At 74.2% G+C, this 15,272-nt stretch carries 10 protein-coding genes and 1 pseudogene; 6 read left to right on the forward strand and 5 right to left on the reverse strand.

The window, feature by feature from the left end:
* Positions 1-52: 52 nt before the first annotated feature.
* Positions 53-808 (reverse strand): annotated as a pseudogene (locus tag AC07DW_RS25475) (carbonic anhydrase); the annotation flags it as partial.
* A 312-nt stretch (positions 809-1,120) separates the two neighbouring features.
* Here AC07DW_RS25475 and AC07DW_RS25480 point away from each other — a divergent pair.
* The 3 genes from AC07DW_RS25480 to AC07DW_RS25490 all read left to right on the forward strand — a co-directional run bounded on the left by AC07DW_RS25480 (position 1,121) and on the right by AC07DW_RS25490 (position 6,182).
* A complete protein-coding gene (locus AC07DW_RS25480) occupies positions 1,121-3,757 on the forward strand; it encodes a SpoIIE family protein phosphatase (protein WP_478860007.1) in 2,637 nt (878 codons plus the stop codon).
* 27 nt (positions 3,758-3,784) lie between these two features.
* Positions 3,785-4,504, forward strand: a complete 720-nt coding sequence (locus tag AC07DW_RS25485) for a class I SAM-dependent methyltransferase (RefSeq protein ID WP_478860008.1) — start codon at positions 3,785-3,787, stop codon at positions 4,502-4,504.
* A gap of 163 nt (positions 4,505-4,667) precedes the next feature.
* Positions 4,668-6,182 (forward strand): DUF6056 family protein, encoded by a 1,515-nt coding sequence (locus AC07DW_RS25490; protein ID WP_478860009.1) that lies wholly within the window; start codon positions 4,668-4,670, stop codon positions 6,180-6,182.
* Here AC07DW_RS25490 and AC07DW_RS25495 read toward each other — a convergent pair.
* From AC07DW_RS25495 to AC07DW_RS25505, 3 genes are all read right to left on the reverse strand, one after another.
* A complete protein-coding gene (locus AC07DW_RS25495; protein WP_478860010.1) occupies positions 6,157-6,624 on the reverse strand; it encodes a GtrA family protein in 468 nt (155 codons plus the stop codon). The two genes, AC07DW_RS25490 and AC07DW_RS25495, sit on opposite strands and share 26 nt — an antisense overlap.
* Entirely contained in the window at positions 6,621-7,619 is a 999-nt protein-coding gene (locus AC07DW_RS25500) for a glycosyltransferase family 2 protein (protein WP_478860011.1), read from the reverse strand. Before AC07DW_RS25500 ends, AC07DW_RS25495 begins: the two co-directional genes overlap by 4 nt.
* A gap of 272 nt (positions 7,620-7,891) precedes the next feature.
* Positions 7,892-8,083: a DUF2795 domain-containing protein gene (locus AC07DW_RS25505; protein ID WP_478860012.1), complete on the reverse strand. Its 192-nt coding sequence runs from the start codon at positions 8,081-8,083 to the stop codon at positions 7,892-7,894.
* 277 nt (positions 8,084-8,360) lie between these two features.
* On the opposite strand from AC07DW_RS25505, the gene AC07DW_RS25510 reads away from it, so the two are divergent.
* Positions 8,361-8,654, forward strand: a complete 294-nt coding sequence (locus tag AC07DW_RS25510; protein WP_478860013.1) for a DUF5133 domain-containing protein — start codon at positions 8,361-8,363, stop codon at positions 8,652-8,654.
* A 279-nt stretch (positions 8,655-8,933) separates the two neighbouring features.
* On the opposite strand, the gene AC07DW_RS25515 is transcribed toward AC07DW_RS25510, so the two are convergent.
* Positions 8,934-9,866: a MurR/RpiR family transcriptional regulator gene (locus AC07DW_RS25515; RefSeq protein WP_478860014.1), complete on the reverse strand. Its 933-nt coding sequence runs from the start codon at positions 9,864-9,866 to the stop codon at positions 8,934-8,936.
* 196 nt (positions 9,867-10,062) lie between these two features.
* Between AC07DW_RS25515 and AC07DW_RS25520 the strand changes: the two genes are divergently transcribed.
* Together AC07DW_RS25520 and AC07DW_RS25525 are read left to right on the forward strand one after the other, a co-directional pair.
* Positions 10,063-12,750 (forward strand): SpoIIE family protein phosphatase, encoded by a 2,688-nt coding sequence (locus AC07DW_RS25520; RefSeq protein WP_478860015.1) that lies wholly within the window; start codon positions 10,063-10,065, stop codon positions 12,748-12,750.
* Positions 12,751-12,810: 60 nt separating this feature from the next.
* A complete protein-coding gene (locus AC07DW_RS25525) occupies positions 12,811-15,195 on the forward strand; it encodes a SpoIIE family protein phosphatase (RefSeq protein ID WP_478860016.1) in 2,385 nt (794 codons plus the stop codon).
* Positions 15,196-15,272: the final 77 nt, after the last annotated feature.

The following is a 15,272-nucleotide window of genomic DNA, read 5'->3' on the forward strand; positions in this document are numbered from 1 at the left end:
CGACGTCCCGCCCTCCGGGCGGACGCCGCTGCCCTCCGGACCCTCTCTGGGTGACCCGGTGCACCCGCTGGCTCCCCAGCTCGTACCGCGCACCCACGATGGCCAGCCGGCCCGCCGCCACCCGGGCGGCCAAGTCCGGTTCGGCGGCCAGCATGCCCCGCACATGACGGACGTTCGCCGTGATCGTCGCGTCGATCCGCGCCGCCCCCGTCGAGCCGTGGTCGATCGCCGGCCGTATCCGCTCGGCGATGTAGTCGATGTGGGCCGGCGGCCGGTCGCCGCTCTCCTCCGCGCGCACCGCCGCCGCGACGGCCCCGCACGACTGGTGGCCCAGCACCATGACGAGCGGGATCCCCAGTTCGAGGACGCCGTACGCGATGCTGCCGAGGACCGCCTCGTCCAGCACCTCGCCCGCCGAGCGGACCGTCATCAGGTCACCGAGGCCCTGGTCGAATATCAGCTCCGGCGGGACGCGGGAGTCGATGCAGCCCAGGATCAGCGCGAACGGGTGCTGACCCGACACGGCCGCCACCCGGGCCGTGGTGCTCTCGTGCGGATGCGCCTGGTGCTCGGCCCGCCAGCGCCCGTTGCCGTGCGCCAGTTCGCGCAGCGCCGCCGCCGGAGTGGCCGGGCGGGGCCTGCCGGGCCGGGGCGCCGCCACGGCCGGCGGCGGGGCGAGGCCCAGCCCGGCACCGAGGACGGCGGTGCCGCCGAGCGCCGCACGCAGCAGCGCGCGGCGGCCACGCGGGGAGGACGGGGGAGTGGGGGCGGAGAGGGCTGCCGGACCGTCACCGGGTTGCGTCGTCACACCCCGACAACCTACGGCCCTACGTTCCGCGGCCGTTCGAGTTTGATCACCTGTTGGCCCACCGATGGCGCACCCATGGACCGCCCTTGGGTGAACGATGGATTCCCCCGCCCATCGGCCCCGGCGGGCCCGCAGGGCCGCACGCGGTGCGTGATCGCCCGGCGACCGGCGGTCACTCATGGTCGCCGTGGGCCGTACGGTGTTAGAAAGGGGAACGTGGTCCACTTCTTCGACCGATTCCGTGGCGCCTCGGTTCGGTCACTGGCCGAGAGGCTCCCACGGAGCGTCGCAGGACAGGTCTTCGTCCTGCAGGTGGCGCTCGTCCTGCTGCTGGTGCTGGGAGCGGTCCTGGCACTGCTCCTCCAGTCGCGCGGCGACAGCGACAGAGAGGCCCGCAACCGCTCCGTCGCCGTCGCCGAGTCCTTCGCGCACGCGCCGGGCCTGGAGAGCGTGCTGACCGACCCGAACCCGTCCGGCGTCCTCCAGCCCCTGACCGAAGCCGCCCGCAAGGCGGCCGGGGTCGACTTCATCGTCGTGATGGACACCGACGGGACCCGCTACACCCACCCGCAGCCGGAGCTGATCGGCAAACGTTTCGTCGGCACCATCGAGCCGTCCGTCGCCGGCCGCGTCCACATCGAGAGCGTCGACGGCCCCCTCGGCGAGGAGGTCCAGGCCGTCGTCCCCGTCCGGGGGTCGGACGGGAAGGTCATCGGCCTGGTCTCCGCCGGACTGGAAGTCCGCAACGTGACCGGCGTCGTCAACCGCCAGCTGCCCGTCATCCTCGCCACCAGCGCAGCCGGCCTGGCCGTCGCCACCGCCGGCACCGCCCTGGTCGCCCGCCGGCTGCGCCGCCAGACGCACGGCCTCGGCCCCACCGAGATGACCCGGGTGTACGAACACCACGACGCCGTCCTGCACGCGGTCCGCGAGGGCGTCGTCATCGTCGGCGGCGACGGCACGCTCCTGCTCGCCAACGACGAGGCCGCACGGCTGCTGAGCCTGCCCCCCGACGCGGAGGGCCGCGGCGTCAAGGACCTGCCCGGCCTCGACCCCGGCATGGCCGAGTTGCTCTGCTCCGGCCGCGTGGCCACCGACGAGGTCGTCCCCGCCGCCGACCGGCTGCTCGCCGTCAACCAGCGCCACACCGACCGGCACGGCGGCCCCGCCGGGACCGTCGCCACCATCCGCGACACCACCGAGCTGCGCTCCCTCACCGGCCGCGCCGAGGGCGCCCGCAGACGGCTCAACCTGCTGTACGACGCCGGCGTCGGCATCGGCACCACCCTCGACGTCGTCCGCACCGCCGAGGAACTCGCCGAGGTGACCGTCCAGCGCTTCGCCGACTTCGTCACCGTCGACCTCGCCGACCCCGTCCTGCGCGGCGAGGAACCGTCCGGAACGGCCGCCGACATGCGCCGTACCGCCGTCGCCGGCATCCGTGACGACCACCCGCTCTACCCGCGCGGCAAGATGATCGCCTTCGTGCCCTCCACGCCCCAGGCACGCGGCTTCGGCAGCGGCCGGGCGGAACTCGTGCCCGACCTGTCCCGGGCCGCCGGCTGGCAGGCCCAGGACCCCGAGCGGGCCCGCCGGATCGTCGAGTACGGCATCCACTCGCTCATCGCCGTCCCCCTCAAGGCCAGGGGAGTCGTCCTCGGCGTCGCCAACTTCTGGCGCTCGGAGAAGCCCGAATCCTTCGAGGACGAGGACCTCGAACTCGCGGAGGAGCTCGTCGCCCGTGCCGCCGTGAGCATCGACAACGCCCGCCGCTACACCCGCGAGCACGCCATGGCCGTCACCCTCCAGCGCAGCCTGCTGCCCCGCGCCCTGCCCGAACAGAGCGCCCTGGAAGTGGCCCACCGCTACCTGCCCGCCCAGTCCGGCGTCGGCGGCGACTGGTTCGACGTCATCCCGCTGCCCGGCAGCCGGGTCGCCCTCGTCGTCGGCGACGTCGTCGGGCACGGCCTGCACGCCGCCGCCACCATGGGCCGGCTGCGCACCGCGGTGCACAACTTCTCCACCCTCGACCTGCCGCCCGACGAGCTCCTCGGCCGCCTCGACGACCTCGTCGGCCGCATCGACCAGGACGAGGACGACGCCGGCGGCGGCGCCGGAATGACCGGCGCGACCTGCCTGTACGCGGTGTACGACCCCGTCTCCCGGCGCTGCTCCATGGCCCGCGCCGGGCACCCGCTGCCCGCCCTGGTCCACCCCGACGGGAACGTCGAGTTCCCCGACCTCCCGGCCGGCCCGCCGCTCGGCCTGGGCGGCATACCCTTCGAGAGCCGCGAACTGGAACTCGCCGAGGGCAGCCAGATCGTCTTCTACACCGACGGCCTGATCGAGGACCGCACCCGGGACATCGACGTCGGCATCAAACTGCTCCGCGACGCCCTCGGCCGGCCCGCCGCCACCCCCGAGGAACGCTGCCGGCTGGTGCTCGACGCCCTGCTCCCCGCCCACCCCAAGGACGACGTCGCCCTGCTCGTCGCCCGCACCCGCGCCCTCGGCTGCGACCGCGTCGCCGACTGGGACGTGCCCTTCCACCCCGGCGCCGTCGGAGGCATCCGCTCCGCCGCCGTGCGACGGCTCGCCGAATGGGGACTGGACGACCTGTCCTTCGCCGCCGAACTGATCCTCAGCGAGCTCATCACCAACGCCATCCGCTACGGAGCACCCCCCGTCCGCGTCCGCCTGCTGTACGACCGGGGCGTGACCTGCGAGGTCGCCGACCACAACAGCACCTCGCCCCACCTGCGGTACGCCGCCACCACCGACGAGGGCGGGCGCGGGCTCTTCCTCGTCGCCCAGCTGGCCGAACGCTGGGGCACCAGATACACCGCCCAGGGCAAGGTCATCTGGGCCGAAATCCCGCTCCCCGGCGCCACCCCCGGCGACGGCACCGGAACCCTGCCGGTCGACGTCTTCAACGCCGGCCTGATCTGACACGCCGGTCCGACCCGAGAGGGGACCATGTTCAGCCCGCACGGCCCGACGTTCCGCGAACTCGCCACCCAGGCGCTCTCCTCCACCCAGGCCGGCTACGACCTGCTGGCCCCGAAGTTCGACCACACCCCCTACCGCACCTCCGACCGGGTCCTCGGCGCCGTCACCGACGCGCTGCGCCCGCACGGACCGTTCCGCGCCGGCCTCGACGTGTGCTGCGGCACCGGAGCCGGGGTCGGCGTACTGCGCGAGCTGTGCGACGAGCAGGTCACCGGCACCGACTTCTCCACCGGCATGCTCGACCGGGCCCGCGCCACCCACGCGGACGCCCCCGGCGTCCACTGGGTGCGCGCCGACGCCCGCGCCCTGCCGTTCGGCCCCGCCTTCGACCTGGCCGTGAGCTTCGGGGCGTTCGGGCACTTCCTTCCGGCCGAGCGGCCCGCTCTGTTCGCCGGCGTGCACCGCGCGCTGCGCCCCGGCGGCCGGTTCGTCTTCCCCCTCCCCGCCCCGCCCCCGGTCGGCTCCCCGCCCTACTGGGAGCTGTGGGCGTTCGACGCCGCCATGCGGGTGCGCAACCTGCTGTGGCGGCCGCGCTTCACCATGTACTACCGCACCTTCCGCCTCACCGACGCCGTCGCGGAACTCACCCGAGCCGGCTTCCGGGTCGAGCTGACCGCGCTGGAGGAGTTCGGCCGCCGGCCCGACGGGGCGCCCTGGTGCCGCTTGGTGACCGCGCTGCGGACGTGAGCCGTTTGGGTGACCGCCGGTTGCGGGGACCGCCGCCGACCGGTCGAGTGGGAGACCCGGTCCGCGCTGCGCCGAATCCGGCCCGGCGCGCGGACAACGGCACCGCCCCGAATCACCTCTTCGGTGTCGTACCAGTGGTTTCCCGAAAGGCAGTGAAGAAGACATGGCCGTCGGCGCATCGAGTGTCACCGTCCCCCCGGACCCGGGCCAAGGACCCCGGGCCGGGCTCGGGAAGGGGGGCGGCGACCCGCGCGGGTCCCGGACGACCGCGTGGACGGCCGCCCTCGCCCTGCTGCCGCTGGGCCTGCTCGCGGCCGCCTCGTACCTCGGCCGGTACGTCCGGCCCAGCGCCGACGAGTGGTGCTTCCTGCCCCTGGTGCGCGACGAGGGCGTCCTCGGCCTGGTCGGCAGGTTCTACTTCACCGACAACGGACGGGTCGGCAACGGACTGCTCGTCGGGCTGTACGCGAAGTTCCCGCTCGCCGGACACCAGTGGTACGGCCCGGTCAGCGGCGTCCTCATGCTCGGGCTGCTGTGGGCGCTCACCGCGTCGCTGCTGCGCCGCGCCGGACAGCGCGTGCCGCGCGGAGTGCCGCTGCTCGTCGCCTCCATGATCACGGCGGTGTTCCTGCTCGCCACGCCGAACACGTACAAGACGTTCTACTGGCCCGCCGCGTCCGTCTCGCACACCCTCGCCCCGGTCCTCGCCTGCGCGGCCGCGATCCCGCTGCTGCGGGCCCGTGGCCGGCGCGGCCGGATCGCCGCTCTCGCCGTCGTCCTGCTCGCCGGCGTGTTCATGGGCACCCTCTCCGAAGAGGCGTCCGTGGTGGTCCTGGTGGTGCTGTCGGGTGTCGTCCTGTTCGCCGGGTCGCTCTTCACCGAACGGGCCAGGGCCCTCGCCCGCGGCTGGTCCCTCGCCGGCATGGCCGGTGTCGCCGTCGGCACGCTCCTGCTGGTGACGTCCCCCGGCTCGCGCAACCGCCGTGAGCGGTTCGGCGCCGAGACCACCTCCATGCTCGCCCCCGAGTCGCTGACCGCCTCGCTGCGGGCGTACGTCCGCATCCTGGAGACCGTCCTGACGACCTGGCAGTACGCCGGGGCCGTCGCCGCCGGAGTGCTGCTGGGCCTGCTCGCCTCGCGCCCCGCCGGGGCCCCCGGGCGGCGGGTCCTGCTGCCGTGCCGGCCGCTGCTGCTCACCGGCCTCGGCGCTGCGGCCTTCCTGGTGTCCGGCTACCTCTGCACGGTCATCACCTACCCCGTGTTCGGCCCGCGGGTGGTGACGGCCGAGCGCACCTGGAACGACTACCTCCTGCTGTACGTGCTCCTCCTGGTGGCCGCCGGAGCGTTCCTGGGGCGGGCGGTGCGGCTGCGCGGGGTGCGCACGGGCGCGGTCACCGGGCTCGCCGCCGCCGTCTGCGCGGTGACCGTCCTCGGGCTGGCGGCCCCGCTGTACGAGCTGGGCCACGACATGCGGGTGCGGGCGCAGAAGTGGGACCGCCAGGACCGGTGGCTGCGGGAGCGGGCGGCCGAGGGCGCGAAGGTGCTGCCGTACAAGCCGGTGTCGGTCAGCGGGATGCTGGAGCCGTTCAGCGCGAACGGCACCCGGGCCTGGCCCGCGCGGTGCGTCGCCGACTACTACCACCTGGACAAGGTCACTCGCGGGACGCGCCTTCCCTGACCCGGTCCTCCCCGGGCGGCCGCCGCGACGCGGAACGGCGGGTGGCGGCCGCCCCGGAGGTGATGGCCCAGCGGGCCAGCACGAAGGACAGCGGGGTGACGAGGAGGCCGGCGGCGACGGCCGCCAGGTTCTCGTCCATCCCCAGCCGGCTGACAGCGAGGTGGAGCAGGATCCCGCTGCCCACCACGTTGGCCGCGCCCGACAGCGGATAGCGGGCGAACGCCCGCCAGGTGGGCCGGGTGCGGACGGTGACGTACGAGTTGAGCAGGAACGAGCCGACGACGCTGACCGCGTACCCGATGACATGGGCGGCGAGATAGGGCAGCCAGATGTTGAGCGAGGCGTACACGGCGTAGTAGACGGCGGTGTTGGCCAGGCCGACGAGGGCGAAGGAGACGAACTGGCGGACCGCCGGCGTCCGCAGGGCGGCGAGGGGTCTCACGGCTTGGGCCTGGTCCGTCCAGCGGGCTCCAGCGCGGGGCCGCGCGTGTCGCCCGGATCGCGGTGGAGGCCGGCGGTCCGGTCCGTCTCCCGCACCACGTAGTGGGGGCGGCGCTTCGCCTCGTGATAGATCCGGCCCACGTACTCGCCGATGACGCCGAGCGTGGCGAGCTGGATGCCGCTGAGCCCGACGATGGCGGTGATGAGGGTCGCGTAGCCGGGGGTGTCCACCCCGTCGAGGAGCGCGTTGGCGATGATCCACAGCGCGTAGACGAGCGCGGACAGGAACAGCCACAGTCCCGTGTGGATGGCCAGGCGCAGCGGTCGGCTGTTGAACGACAGCAGTCCGTCGATGCCGTAGTTGAGCAGCCGCCTGCCGCCCCACTTGGACCGGCCGGCGGCCCGCTCGACGTTCTCGTACGCGAAGCTGACGGTGTCGAACCCGATCCAGGAGAACAGGCCCTTGGAGAAGCGGTTGCTCTCCGGCAGTGACAGGAGGGAGTCGACGGCGCGGCGCGACAGCAGCCGGAAGTCGCCGGCCCCGTCGACGATCTGGACGTCCATGAACCGGCGCACCAGGCGGTAGTAGGCGCGGCTGAGCGCGGTTCGCGCGGCCCCCTCGCCGGTGCGGTCGCGCTGGGCGATCACCTGGTCGTAGCCGTGCCGGTGCAGCTCCAGCATGCGGGGGAGGAGCGCGGGCGGGTGCTGGAGGTCGGCGTCCATGAGGACGACCACCTCGCCCCGGGCCATGCGCATGCCGGCCAGCAGCGCGGACTCCTTGCCGAAGTTCCGGCTGAAGGAGGTGTAGCGCACCCGGCCGTCCGTCGCCGCGAGGTACCGCAGCCGGTCCACGGTCCGGTCGCCGCTGCCGTCGTCGACGTAGCAGACCTCGAAGGTCGTGCCGGTCGGTTCGAGGGCGGCGAGCAGGGCCGTGTGGAAGGCGTCGATCACCTCGCTCTCGTCGAAACAGGGGACGACGACCGACATGTGGACCATGGGCTGCTCTCTCCGTGCACGGGTGTGCGGGGCGGCGTCCGGGAGTTCGGGCCGCCGCTCAGGGAGGATGGCCGCGGCGCCACCGGGGTTGCCTGCGCGGAGCGGCGGACTTCGTCCCGTCCAGCCAGTGGAGCGCGACGGCGGCGGGTCCACCGCCCCACGCCGTCCACTCGGGTGAGGGGGGTGCCGGTGCGCGGGCATGCGTCCGCCCCGTGACCCGGACTGCGGGGACGGGGCGGAGGGGGCGGGGACGGCGGGGCGGGGACCTTGAGTCAGTCGCCCTTGCCGACCTCCTTGTTGACCGACGCGGGCGAGTCGTACTCCTTGTCGGGGAGGGAGTCCAGGGCCTTCATGACATCCTGGCCGGCCTTGTGCTTGGACGCCTGGTCGACGATCTCCTTCTTGGACGCCGGGTAGTTGACGCCGCCGAGGGCCTTCTGCATTTCGATGGGGTTCACAGCCATGCTGCGAGGGCTACCCGCCGGCGGGAGCGGGGTACCGGTGCGATGGTCCATGTCACGACAATGGAGCACAGGTGTCCTTTCTCCCCACGCAGCGCGGATCCGTCACGGTTGCATCACAATGTCGTGTGAGGACCGGAGAGTGCGGGCACATCCATGTGCGGGAGGGCGACCCGGTTCGGGGACCGGCGCATCGCCCGGTCCCGGGGAGGCCGGCCCGCAGGAGGCATCGGCGTCCCCTCTCTCCTTGCTTCGTGGCGTGGGAAAGGCAGGTACGTTCATGCTGTTGGCGCATCCCGCAGTGCTTCGTGAGCTCGTGGCCCGTTACGAATCCCTGTGCACCGCCTCCCAGGAGCTGGCCCTCGCGCCCGACCTGAAACGACGGCTCGACGATGTCGCGTACACGCTCTGCGTGACCACCGGAACGCGGCAGTTGGACCAGGCGCTGGCCGCCGCGCGCGCCAGGCTGGCCGCGACGGTGACGACGGCCGCGGTGGCCTCGGCGGCGGCCGGGGTGGCGACGGCGTGTGCTTCGCCGAAGGCGGCCGCCACCGCGGCGGTCACCGCCACCTGACGGGTGGGTTTTCGGCGGCCCCGGCCCAGGGGTTGACCGGGGCCGCCACGGGTGTCCGCGGGGAGTGCGGAGCGCCCGGTCGGAACACCGGGGGCGGCGCGAGGAGGGAGCGCCGTCACAGGTGTTCTGCTCGTTTCCCCGGACCGTCACCGGGGTGTCCGAGCAGTAAATATATTTACCGTCGAGTAAGCAAGCGTATGAAATTTTTCATGCGTCCTTCGGGCGGGAAAATGTCGGAAAAAATCCTTGTGGGGCGGTCGGCGACCCTCGGAATGTGACTCAGTCGTCGAGGAAGAACCTGTGCTGCTCGGCGGCCTGCTCATACCCCTCCAGCCGCAGCTGCGTCCGCTCCGGGTGGGCGTCCGCCATCGCCTGGAGCACGGACGCCGCCAGGACCCCCGGTGCCGCGTACGAGTCGAAGACCAGCCGCGACCCGGTCCCGGCCGTCAGCGTCACATCCGCCTCCTCCACCAGCGGCCCCAGCGTCAGATCGGTGATCAGCGCGATGCGCAGCCCGGCCCGGCGGGCCGCCCGGATCGCGGAGAGCGTCTCGTGGGCGTGCCTCGGCATGGCGAAGGCCAGCACCCACGTCCCGCCCGCCTCCCGGGACTGCAGCAGCGCGTCGTAGGCGACGCTGCCGCCCCGGGTCACCAGGCGTACGTCGGGGTGGATGCGCCGGGCCGCGTACGCGAAGTACTCCGCCAGCGACACCGAGATCCGCAGCCCCAGGACCGTCAAGGGCACGGAACTGGCCAACTGGCTGCCGACGTCCAGGATCTGACCGGGATCGGCGACCAGGCGACGCAGGTGCTCCAAGTTCTCGATCTCGGCGTCGATGGCCGCCTGCAGCTCGTTGCGGCGGATCTCCTCCCGGGTCTCCGGCGCCCCGGCCACCGCGCTCAGCGCGATCGGCTGCAACGCCTCCCGCAGCGCGGGGAACCCGCTGTACCCCAGCGACGTCGCGAACCGCGTCACCGACGGCTGGCTGACCCCCACGCGTTCCGCGAGATCCGTGATCGACAGGAACGCCGCCTCCGTCAGGTGGTCGATCATGTACTGGGCGATGCGGCGCTGGGCGGGCGACAGCCGGTGGCCGCCGAACAGCGCCATGACCCGGTCCATGGGAACGGCGGGGGCCTGCTCCTCCGCGGGGGACGGCCCGCCCGGCGTGATCGCAGCCGCCTGCGCGCGTGCCTGCTGCCCTGATGGCACCCGTGTGCCTCCTTCTTGTCCCGATTCCGCTCAACATAACTCAACCGGCGCGGTCGCCTCCGGGACCACCGATGTGCGCGACGCCGCCGCTCGGGAGCATGCTGGCTGTGTGCCCCGGCACGGCGCCGCACCACAGCGGCGTCGCTCCGGACCCTCCCGCCGGAACGGGGCCGGGACAGGTGAACGAGGCTGGAACATGCCAGGCAGACCGCACAGCAACGGCACCGGGAACGCCGGGCGCCCGCCGGATCCGCTGATCCTGGAACTGGCCGCCGCCACGGTGGACGCCGTCGAGGCCACCGGCGGCTTCGCGGGCGGCGTCTACCTGCGCCCCGGCCTCCCGGGCCTGCTGCGACTGGCGACGCTCGCCGGACTGCCCACCCGGCTCTTCCGCCCCTGGTGGCGCATGCACATCAACCGCCCCTTCCCGGTGGCCGAGTCATACCGGTCCGGCAACGGCATCCACCTCGCCGACGCCGAGGACGCCATGCGCCGATTCCCCCAGCTCATGGCCGGCCTGCCGTTCCCGTTCGGGTCGCTGTACGAGCCGGTCACACACGGCCGTGAGGCGTTCGGTGTGCTGGTCGTGCTGCGCGCCGCCACCCCCGGCCGGCCGGTCGACCCCGCCGACGGCCGGCGCATGCGGCGCACCGCGCGGAGCCTCGGCGCCGGGCTCGCCGACCTCGCCGCGCGGGGCACCCCCGTCGCCTGGGACGACCCGCCCGTCAACGTCCAGCTCCCCGCCCGCGCCACCCCGCCGATCCGCACCGGCCACCTCCACTGGGACCCGGCCACCGGCGCGGTCACCATGGACGAACCCCTCCACACCATCCTGGGCGCCCCCACCCGGCCCCCCGCCCCGGCGCCGGGCCCGGGCCCCGCCGACGATCGGCCCGGCCGCGGCACCGACGCCGGCACCGGTGCCGCCACCCAGGACCGGGGCCGCTTCGGCCCCGGCGACGAGCGCCCCGGCCCCGGCGACGAGCGCCCCGGCCCCGGCGACGAGCGCCCCGGCCCCGAACCCGGCCCCGAACCCGGGCCCGAACCCGGGCCCGCCGCCGGGGCGCCGCCGGAGCTCGCCGGCGCCGACGGTCTCGCGGCGCTCCTCGCGCCGGAGGACGCGTACGGCCTGTGGACCCTCGCGCGCCAGGTGGCCGACCCCGACCGGCCCGCCAGCCGCCGCATGTGGCTGCGGGCCCTCGACGGCCGCCCGTGCCTCCTCGAGGTGACCCGCGGAGAGGCGGGGCTGCACGGGGCCCTGGTCGAACCGGGCGCGGGACCGGTCGTCGCCGCCGGCGCCGACCGGCTGCCGAACGGGGTCTGCGCACTGGACCGGCTCGGGCGGATCATGTTCGTCAGCCGCAGTGCCGAGACCCTCCTCGGCCGCGGCCGGCCCGAGCTCGTCGGTCAGGTGCTGTGGGACGCCCTGCCGTGGTTCGGGCGGCCCGCCTACGAGGACCACTTCCGGGCCGCGCTGCTCTCCGCCGAGCCCGTCCACTTCCTGGCCCAGCGCGACCCCGACGGGTGGCTGTCGGTCGCCCTCCACCCCGGGCACGAGGGCGTCACCATGACCCTCACCGCCGCCGCCCGTCCCCCGTACGCACCCGGCTCCGTCACCGCGCCGGGCGCCGGGCTCGGCTCCCCGGCCGACCGGGCCTCGATGCTGTACCGCCCGGTCGCCCTCGCCATCGCGCTCACCGAGGCCGTCACCGCCCGGCAGGTCTCCGCCGTCGTCACCGAGGAACTCCTGCCCGCCTTCGGCGGCCGGCAGCTGGCGATCTACCTCCTCGACGAGCGCCACCTGTACCTGGCCTGGGAGACGGGCTTCCCGCAGGGCTTCCTCGACCGCTTCGACGGCGTCGCGCTGGACGCCCGGCTGCCGGGCGTCGAGACCCTCACCACCGGCCGCCCCCTCTTCTTCGAGTCCATGCAGCGGCTGGCCGCCGCCTACCCGGGCATCCCCATGGACGCCCACGTCGGCGCCCGGGCCTTCCTGCCCCTCATCGCCTCCGGCCGCCCGGTCGGGTCCTGCATCCTCGGTTTCGACCAGCCGCGCGGCTTCAGCCCGGAGGAGCGCACCGTCCTCACCGCCCTCGCCGGCCTCATCGCGCAGGCCCTCGAACGCGCCCGGCGCTACGACTCCGAGGCGGCCCTCGCCCGCGGGCTCCAGGACGCCCTCCTGCCGCACCGGCTGCCCCGGCTCCCCGGCGTCGACACCGCGGGCCGCTACCTCCCCGGCACCCAGGGCATGGAGATCGGCGGCGACTGGTACGACCTCATCGACACCGGCCGCGGCATCGCCCTCGTCATCGGCGACGTCCAAGGACACGGAGTCGCCGCCGCCGCGACCATGGGCCAGCTGCGCAGCGCCCTGCGCGCCTTCGCCCTCAGCGGGCACGACCCCGAGGAAGTGATGAGCGGGACCAACCGGCTGCTCATCGACCTCGACGCGGGCCAGTTCGCCACCTGCTGCTACATCGTCCTGGACCTGACCACCGGCGTCACGCGCGCCGTACGCGCCGGCCACCTCCCGCCCCTGCTGCGTCACCCGGACGGCACAACGGAGGTCCTCGATCTGCCCGGCGGCGTGGTCCTCGGCGTCGACCCCCGGGCCGCCTACCCGGTCACCGGGCTGCGACTGGCCGCCGGCGACGTCCTCGCCCTGTACACCGACGGGCTCGTCGAGCGGCCGGGCACCGACATCGACGTCGGGATCGAACGGCTGCGCCACGCGCTCGCCGGCATCGGCACCCGCCCGCTCGCCGACACCGCCGAACGGCTCATCCGCGAGTCGGCCCCCGCCGGCGACCGGCCCGACGACATCGCCCTGCTCCTCGCCTCCCGGTCCGCCGCCGCCGGCCGGTCCCCGAGCCGTACGGCATGAGCGCGGTTGTGCCGTACGGGGCGCCGATCAACCATGAGGAGACATGAGAAGGCAGGCGCCATGAGCGCGGTGTACGCGGCCGAGGGTGCCGACTTCCGCGGCCCCCTCGACGTCACGAAAGCGGCCACGGCCGTCCTGGACGCCGACGGAACCATCGTCGGCTGGGGCCCGGCGGCCCACGCCCTGCTGGGCTACCCGGCGCACGAGGCGGTGGGCCGCCCCATCGGCGCCCTGGTCGTGGACCGCCCGGGCGAGTACCACATGGCCACCCCCCTGCCCGGCGCCGCCCAGGCCCGGCGCCAGGTGCTCCACATGCGCCACCGGGACGGCCACATCCTCCGCGTGGCGACCGCGACGCTCCCGCTGTCCCACGCCGGCACCGGGCCCGCCCGGCTGCTCGCGGTGGCCGACGCGAACGAGACCGAGCGGTGGGAAGCCCTCCAGTCGATGCTCCGGGGCCTGGCCACCCAGTCGCCCGTCGGCCTCGCCATCTACGACACCGATCTGCGCGTCGTGTGGACCAACCACGCCCTCTACCAGGAGATGGGCACCCTCCAGTACGCCGGGCTCGGCCCGGACGAGATGGTCACCGGGGGCGAGATCCTCTCCGACGGCTACCCGGGCACGCTGGAAGAGGCCATGCGCCAAGTGCTCGACACCGGCGAGCCCGTCATAGAGCTGCACTACAGCGGCCGCCCGCCCGCCGACCCCGAGCACGACCACGTCTGGTCCTGCTCCTACTACCGGCTCCAGGACGCCGACGGCCGCCCCCTGGGGGTGTGCGAGGAGACGGTGGACATCACCGCCCGCTACCTCGCCCAGCAGCGCCTGGACCTCCTCGTACGGGCCGGCGGCCGGGTCGGCACCTCCCTCGACATGACCCGCACCGCCCAGGAGCTCTCCGCGGTCGCCGTCCCCCAGTTCGCCGACGGCATCACGGTCGACCTCCTCGACGTCGTCCTGGAGGGCGACCAGCCGGTCCCCGGAACGGCGACCGCCAGACGCGTCGTACGGGTGTGGGAAGGGCCGTCCGACAGCCCGCGCGACCCCCGGCCCACCGACTTCGACTACCCGGCCGACTCGCTCCAGGCCCGCTGCCTGGCCGGCGGACGGCCCGTCCTGGAGACGGCGCCCGGCGCGACCGGCCCGCACTCCCGCCTCGCCGTGCCCCTGCGTACCGAAGCGGGCGCCTCGCTGGGCGTGGTGACCTTCTGCCGCGACCGGCACCCCGACCCGTTCGAGTCCGAGGACCTGCCCCTGGCCGACGAGCTCGTGGACCGCGCCGCCGTCTGCATCGACAACGCCCGCCGCTACACCCGGGAGCACGCCGCCGCCCTCACCCTCCAGCGCAGCCTGCTGCCCCGCCACCTGCCCCGGCTGACCGGGGTGGACGTCGCCCACCGCTACCTGCCCGCCGACAGCCGGGCCGGAGTCGGCGGCGACTGGTACGACGTGATCGCCCTGCCCGGCACCCGCGTCGGCCTCGTCGTCGGCGACGTGGTCGGCCACGGCGTACGGGCCGCGGCCACCATGGGCCGTCTGCGCACCAGCGTGCGCGCCCTCGCCCGGCTGGACCTCCCGCCCGACGAACTCCTCACCCGCCTCGACGAGCTCATCACCCAGGACGCCCACGAACAGACCACCACCCAGGCCGAGACCGACGACCCGGCCCTCGGCGTCACCTGCCTGTACGCCGTGTACGACCCGGTCACCGGACGGTGCAGCATGGCCCGCGCCGGAAGCCCCCTGCCCTCCGTCGTCGACCCCGCCACCGGGGAGGTCAGCCACCCGGACCTCCCCGCCGGCCCACCGCTGGGCCTGGGCGGACTGCCCTTCGAGAGCGCCGAGTTCACGCTGGCCGAGGGCAGCCTGATGGCGCTGTTCACCGACGGGCTGGTGCAGGGCCGCGGCCGCGACCGCGACGCCGAACTCGACGCGCTGCACACCGTCCTCACCGAGCACCGGCGGCCCCTGGACGAGCTGTGCGACCGGATCGTGGCCACCCTGCTGCCCGGACCCGTCGACGACGACGCCGCGCTTCTGCTCGTCCGCACCCGCACCCTCGACAACCACGAGGTCGCCGCCTGGGACCTGGCCGACGACCCCGAGGCGGTCGGCCGGGCCCGCGCCCTGGCCACCGGGCAGGTGGACGCGTGGGGCCTCGACGGCGAACTGTCCTTCACCACCGAACTGGTCGTCAGCGAACTCGTCACCAACGCCATCCGCTACACCTCCGGCCCCATCCAGCTCCGGCTCATCCGCGACCGGACCCTGATCTGCGAGGTGTCCGACACCGGCCACACCTCGCCCCACCTCCGCCGGGCCGGCAGCGACGACGAGGGCGGCCGCGGACTGTTCCTCGTCGCGCAGATGACCCAGCAGTGGGGCACCCGCTACACCCCCACCGGCAAGACCATCTGGGCGGAACAGCCGATCCCGCCCTGACACCACGGGTTTGGCCGGTGGGCCGCCCGGAAACCCGTGAGGAGCCCGAGGTCCCGAGGAGGTGTGCCGTGGCAGGT

This window comes from Streptomyces sp. NPDC045701 (assembly GCF_056432045.1).